This is a genomic window from Amycolatopsis sp. NPDC102389, from assembly GCF_044765885.1.
Classification (GTDB): Bacteria; Actinomycetota; Actinomycetes; order Mycobacteriales; family Pseudonocardiaceae; genus Amycolatopsis.
On record NZ_JBIWKX010000123.1, the window covers coordinates 1 to 6,645 of the forward strand.

Annotated in this window: 6 protein-coding genes; all 6 read right to left on the bottom strand. The window is 70.2% G+C overall.

The genetic code is table 11. From position 1 onward, the window contains the following. Positions 1-228 precede the first annotated feature (228 nt). Positions 229-1,287, bottom strand: coding sequence for a M48 family metallopeptidase (locus ACIRGA_RS40680; RefSeq protein WP_400952873.1), 1,059 nt, complete (start codon positions 1,285-1,287; stop codon positions 229-231). 46 nt (positions 1,288-1,333) lie between these two features. Further along, the gene (locus tag ACIRGA_RS40685; RefSeq protein WP_400952875.1) at positions 1,334-1,939 is read right to left on the bottom strand and encodes a DUF2567 domain-containing protein; all 606 of its coding nucleotides are present in this window, start codon (positions 1,937-1,939) and stop codon (positions 1,334-1,336) included. 97 nt (positions 1,940-2,036) lie between these two features. Next, the gene (locus ACIRGA_RS40690; protein ID WP_400952878.1) at positions 2,037-2,240 is read right to left on the bottom strand and encodes a hypothetical protein; all 204 of its coding nucleotides are present in this window, start codon (positions 2,238-2,240) and stop codon (positions 2,037-2,039) included. After that, entirely contained in the window at positions 2,227-3,243 is a 1,017-nt protein-coding gene (gene bioB / locus ACIRGA_RS40695; RefSeq protein ID WP_400952881.1) for a biotin synthase BioB, read from the bottom strand. Before bioB ends, ACIRGA_RS40690 begins: the two co-directional genes overlap by 14 nt. Before the next feature lie 84 nt (positions 3,244-3,327). Next, the gene (bioD, locus tag ACIRGA_RS40700) at positions 3,328-4,050 is read right to left on the bottom strand and encodes a dethiobiotin synthase (protein WP_400952884.1); all 723 of its coding nucleotides are present in this window, start codon (positions 4,048-4,050) and stop codon (positions 3,328-3,330) included. Between the two features lie 104 nt (positions 4,051-4,154). Next, positions 4,155-6,359 carry a SulP family inorganic anion transporter gene (locus tag ACIRGA_RS40705; RefSeq protein WP_400952886.1) on the bottom strand — a complete coding sequence of 735 codons (2,205 nt, stop codon included), beginning with the start codon at positions 6,357-6,359 and terminating at the stop codon, positions 4,155-4,157. Between the last annotated feature and the right edge of the window lie 286 nt (positions 6,360-6,645).

Sequence of the window (6,645 nt, forward strand, 5' to 3'; positions counted from 1 at the left end):
GCCCTGGTCACCACGCCGACAGGCCGGTCAGTGTCCGTGAGGTCCTGAAACATCAACTGTCCGACATGTCCTGAACTCAGACATCGGGTTAGAACACGAATCGCCACTCACGACCCGTCGCCAGCTCCCTCCGGGCGCGAAGGACGCCTTCACCGCATGCCACGCGACGAAAGTTCCCTTCGCCACACGAGACGCGGGGAAAGTCCCCTTCATGACACTCGCGAGACGCTACTTACCGGACTCCGGCGCCGCTTCCTCGTCCGCACCGTTGCCCCCGCCGAACTTGCTCCACACCTTGCCCGCCGCGCCGGAAACCGCCTCGCCGACGTCGCTGAACACCTTCGTCAGCGGGTCGGCGGAGCTGTTCCAGGAGTCCTTGTACGACTTCGCGGCCGACTTCAGGTCGTCGGTCCAGTTGGACGAAGGCGCGTCCTCGTCGCGGCGCGGGTACTCGCCGGCCAGGATCCCCCGGTACTCCTCCGACGCGGCCCACTTCTGCAGCTGGGCGGCCCGCACCACGGCCAGCGGATGCGACATCGTCTCGACGTAGCGCAGCTTCAGGTAGCTGTCGCGGATGTCGTCGACCGACTCGTACTCCGCCGCCTGCTGCAGGAAGGCGGGGATGTCGATCTTCGACGGGTCGATCCCGCCCGCGACCAGGATCTGCGAGCGCAGCGCCGCCGTCGGGTCCTGCGAGCACAGCAGCCCGGCGCGGTCGCAGGACAGTTCGGCCTTGCGGTACCACTCGCGCAGCGCCGCGATGACGACGCGGATGCCGATCGCGCTCACCGGCGTCCACGACATCGACATCTGCAGGCCGATCAGCCGGATCATGATCGTGCGGTACACCGCGTGCCCGGACAGCACGTGCCCCATCTCGTGCCCGATCACGAACCGCAGCGACGCGAGGTCCATCGCCTCGACGGCCGCGGTGTTGAGCACGATGAACGGCTCGTCCATCCCGATCGTCTGTGCGTTGACCTCGGGACTGCGGGCGACGAACAGGTTCGGCACGCGGTCGAGGTCGAGCGTCTCGGCGCATTCGTTGCGCAGCCTGTCCAGCTCCGGATACTGCTTCGGGCCGACCCGGATCCCGGAGGCGAGCGCCATGAGCCGCTCGCCGCGTTCGGCGTAGAAGCCCGAAACCGCCTTCACGACCTGAGCGAAGCCGGGGACCGCGCGCAGTGTCGCCAAGGCGCCGCGGTCGACGGGGTGTTCATACGCGCGCGGGCTGATACCCGGGAAGCGGACGGCGTTGTGCCGGGAAACCTCGATGTCGTCGGTCAAGAGAAAGCCCCCTAGAGAAGTTGCCGCCCACCCTAGAGGAAATTCGTCAGCCGAGGCGACGGCCCAGGTCTTCCCGCCCGTTCCACGCGGTCAGGAGGGTGTAGGCCAGCGTGGTCATCAGCGGCGCGGCGAGCATGATCCACGGGGATTCGATCTGCGGCGCCTTCGCGATGACGTCGCCGACGGCGGGGGCCGCGCCGATCTCGTAGCGCCCGTTGGCGAACGAGAGGCCCATCGTCGTCCCCAGCCAGCCCGCGAGGGTCGCGCCGCCGGTCGCGGCGATCAGCACGACCGGGCCGCGGCGCTCGCGCAGCAGCCAGGTCACGATGCCGATCAGCAGCCCGGCGCCGAGCGCGAGGAAACCGTAGACGGCGAGGTCGTCGAAGCGGTGCCAGCTCTCCAGCTCCAGCGGGGCGAGGCCGCCGTGGTCGTTGATCACCCGCATCCGCTGGGGCGGCGCGAGCCGCGCCCACAACCAGGCCAGCGGGAAGCCGAGCAGCCCGGCCGTGGACAGAACGCTGACCGCCGGCAGCAGGTCGGCCTTGACGACGACCTTGGGATACGGGCGGCGCGGCCTCGGCAGCACGGGCACCGACCACGGGTCGGGCACACTGGAAGACAGGTGCGCCGGTTTACCGGTCGTCTCGCCCAACCCCGGACTCCTCCCTCGTGCTGCTTGTGCAGAGCGTAACCAATGCCGCCCCCAGCGCACGCGCCTCCACCGCGTTTCGTCCTCTGAATGCGGGAAGTCAGCCGGCGAGTTCACCGTGACGGCTGCACCGGGCGGTCCAGCCGACCGGGGTGATCTGGACGACCATCCGCCGCGCGCAGTACGTGCAGTAGCGCGGCGGTTCGAGCGCCGTTCTCGGGTTGTGGCAGTCCGGATGTTCCGCGCCACCGTCGGACGGCTGTCCACAGTGGACGCAGAACGACGGCCGGTCAGAGGACGTCACTGATGGCCTTCACCGGCATCTTCAGCTCGTCGAGCATCGCCAGGTCCGCGGTGGCCGGGCGGCCGAGGTTGGTCAGGTAGTTGCCGACGATGATCGCGTTGATGCCGCCGAGCATGCCCTGTTTGGTGCCCAGGTCCCCGAAGGTCAGCTCACGGCCGCCGGAGAAGCGGAGCAGTGGACGGGGCATCGCCAGCCGGAACGCGGCCACGGTGCGCAGCGCGTCCTTGCCCTCGACGACCTCGTATCCCTCGTACGGCGTGCCCGGCTGCGGGATGAGGAAGTTCATCGTGCACTCGTCCGGGTTCAGCTCGGCCAGCTGCGCGGCGAACTCGGCGCGCTGTTCGATGCTCTCCCCCATGCCGATGATGCCGCCGCAGCAGACCTCCATGCCCGCCTCGCGGATCATGCGCAGGGTCTCCCAGCGCTCTTCCCACGTATGCGTGGTGACGACGTTCGCGAAATGCGAGCGCGCGGTCTCCAGGTTGTGGTTGTAGCGGTGCACGCCCATCTCGACGAGCTCGTCGACCTGCTCCTGGGTGAGCATGCCGAGCGAGCAGGCGATCTGGATGTCGTTGCCGTCCTCGCGGATGGCCTTGATCCCCTCGCGGACCTGCGAGAGCAGCCGCTTGTCGGGGCCGCGGACGGCGGCGACGATGCAGAACTCGGTCGCGCCGGTCTCGGCGGTCTGCCGGGCGGCCTTGACCAGGCCGGGGATGTCCAGCCACGCCGACCGCACCGGCGTCGGGAAGCGGCCGGACTGCGAGCAGAAGTGGCAGTCCTCCGGGCAGCCGCCCGTCTTGAGGCTGATGATGCCCTCGACCTCGACCTCGGGGCCGCACCAGCGCATCCGGACCTCGTGGGCCAGCGCCAGCAGGTCGGTCAGGTGGTCGTCGTCGAGGCGCAGGATTTCGAGGATCTGCTCCTCGCCGAGGCCGACACCACGCTCGAGGACCTGGTCACGCGCCACGGCGAGGATGTCGACGGTCTCCGGGGCAGTGGTCACGAGGCGGCTCCTGTTCGGGGTGGGGCGGTGAAGCGAAGGCACATCATCGTGCACGACCGGGTGCCTCGGCCACAGCGACGCAGGTCACTTCTGTGCCGAGGCGCGGCCGACGAAGCATTCCGGGTCGAACTCCCCGCCGAACCACGGCGAGAGACCCGCCTTGGCCCGGTCGGCGAACTCCTCGGGCCCGGCCGTGCCCAGCCCGGCGGGCAGCACGCCCAGCAGCGGGGCCCCGGCGGCGACCGGCAGGTCCGCCAGGTTCGACACCGCCGCCAGATCCGGCTCGTCGGGCCACGCTCCGATGATCACCCCGGCCACGGTGAGCCCGCGTTTGGTGGCGACCTCGGCGGTCAGGGCGGTCGCGTTGAGCGTGCCCAGCCCGGCCTCGGCGACGATGATGACCAGCGCGCCCAGCGACCAGGCGACGTCGGCCAGCGTGGCCCCGTCGGCGTCGAACCGGACCAGCAGCCCGCCCGCGCCCTCGATGAGGGTCAGGTCGTGTTCGCCGTCGAGGTCGCTCGCCGCGGCGGCGATCTCGCTCGGGGCCAGCGTCGGCAGTCCCGAGAGCCTGGCGGCCGCCTCCGGCGACAGCGGATCCGGGTATCTCCGCAGTTCACGGGTGGTGACCGGACCGGCGAGCCGGATCACGTCGGCGAGGTCGCCCGGCTCGTCCGGGCCCACTCCGGTCTGCGCCGGTTTCAGCACGGCGACACGCTGGCCCTGACCTGCGGCCAGAGCGGCGATGGCGGCGGTGGAGATCGTCTTGCCGACACCCGTACCGGTGCCGGTCATGACCAGCATGCTCACGTGCACTGAATCTAGTCTGCGGGGCGCAGCCTCTCCATTGAGGGTGGTGGCGGGGCGGGGTCTGGGTTAGTGGGTCCGGATCGAGTCGCGCTGGACGGCTTCCGTTAGCCCCCGGATGTGGTGACCGCACCTACCGGCGCGAACGCCGGGCCCTCGCCGTCCGACAGGTAGACCTGCGCCGCCCCGACGTCGAAGTACATCCCGGTCAGATGCAGCTCACCGCGCGCCTCCGCCTCGGCGATCAGCGGATAGTGGCGCAGGTGCTCCAGCTGCTGCAGCACGTTCTTGAGCGCCAGCCGGTCGACCTCGGTGTCCGGGCGTTCGCCGTCGAGGGTCACCGGGCCCTCGCGGTTCGCGCTCGGCTCGGCGTGCCGCAGCCAGGAGGCCAGCATCGGCGCGCCGTCCGGGGCTCCGGTGGCCAGTGCCTGCATCGCACCGCAGCCGGAATGACCGCAGACCACGATCTCGCGCACCTTCAGCACGCCGACGGCGAACTCGACGGTGGCGCCCATCGACGGATCGGCCCGGCGGGCGGGCACCAGGTTCCCGATGTTGCGCACGGTGAACAGGTCGCCGGGACCGCTCGTGGTGATCATGTTCGGCACGATCCGCGCGTCACCGCAGGTGATGAACAGGGTGTGCGGCGACTGGCCACCGGCCAGCTTGCTGAGCGCGGGCTGCATGAGCGCGGCGGTGCGCCGCTGGAACTCGGTCGCCCCGCGCAGGGTGGGCCCGCCGCGCTGGCCGGGCACCTCGACGTCCTTGGCCTGCCAGTCGGACCACGGCGCGAGGAACCGCGGCACCGAACGCGCCGCGTCCGTGCGGGTCAGCGTGGGATCGCCGGATTTGCCGTTGGCGAACCACGGGTGCCCGACCTCGTCGACGGTCACCTTCCCACCACTGCGTTCGTGCCCCTGCTGCCAGTTCGAAAGGCTCTCGAAGGCGGCGTGGTCGAGGTAGTCGACGACCAGTTCCAGGGTCACCTTCGCGCCGCCAGGCACGGTCGCGAGCACCCGGCTGAGCCTCGGCACCGAAAGGAACGTCAGGACGCCTTCGACGACGACGCGCCATTCGTCGCCGTCGCGTTCGGCGTGGATCCCGGACCACACCGTGCGCCGCAGCATCAGCAGCACCGAAAGCGCGATCCCGAGCAGGACGCCGGTGAGCAGGTCGAAGACGACGACACCGGCGAGCGTCACCAGGTACAGCCCCAGGTCGCCGTGTTTGAGGACCTGCTTCATATGGCCGGGGTTCACCAGTTTCGCGCCGACGTGGACGAGCAGGCCGGCCAGCGCGGCGAGCGGGATGTTCTGGATGAGCCCGGCGAACGCGGCGACGAACACCAGGATCCAGACGCCGTGCAGGATCGCGGACATCCTGGTGCGGGCACCGGCGGCGACGTTGGTCGAGCTGCGGACGATCACCCCGGTGACCGGGAGACCGCCCAGCGCGCCGGAGGTCATGTTCGCGGCGCCCTGCCCGATCAGCTCACGGTCGAGGTTCGAGCGCGGCCCGGTGTGCATCTTGTCGACGGCGACGGCCGACAGCAGGCTTTCCACGCTCGCGATCAGGGCGATGGTGACGACCGCGAGGGCGAACGCGCCCCAGCCCGCGTCCGGGAATTCGGGCGCGAAGCGGATGTTGAGCAGATCACCCGGCAGGTCGACGCGGGGCAGGGTCATGCCGGTGGCGACGGACAGCACGGTCACCAGCGCGATCGCGGCGAGCGGGCCGGGCACCTTGCGGACGGATTCGGGCAGCCGCGGCCACAGCAGCAGGACACCGATCGTGAGCACGCCGATCAACGCGGCGGTGTCGTGGTGGCCGACGACCTGCGCGGGCAGTTCGGCGATGTTCTCGAGCGCCGAACTCTGCGCCGATCCGCCCAGCACGACATGGAGCTGGCCGAGGACGATCGTGACACCGATCCCGGCGAGCATGCCGTGGACGATGGCGGGTGAGATGGCGAGCGCCGCGCGGGCGATGCGGCTGAGCCCCAGCAGGATCTGCAGCGCGCCCGCGGCGACGGTGATCGCGCAGGTGGTCGCCCAGCCGAAGGTCGCGATGGTTTCGGCCATGATCACCGTCAGGCCGGCGGCCGGGCCGCTCACCTGAAGCGGGGAGCCGCCGAGGGCTCCGGCGACCACACCTCCCACCACGGCCGCGATCAGCCCCGCGACGATCGGCGCCCCTGACGCGAGAGCGATCCCGAGTGAAAGCGGGACGGCGACGAGGAACACCACCAACGAGGCCGGCAGGTCGTGACGAAGCACGGCGAGGGGTTTGGGCTTCTTCGAACTGGCGAGCATGATCACCAGGAAACTGGTGAATTGTCCGATATGCACCACCCTATCGAGTGAATATCGCCCTGCGGACGGGTGGCGTGGCCCACTTTCGGGCCGATTCGTTGCCCGGAGATGTCTCCCGCGTTGCGAAAAGCCTTATGGCGTCCCGAATTCTGGGATGTACCGGTCGGCCGCCCGGTCAAGTGGGGGGGGGGGGGGGGGGGGGGGGGTGTAAAACCACAACCACCCCAAACCCCCCCCCGCCCCGGACGCCCGGGGCCCCCCCCGCGCCAACCCCCCCCCCCACCCC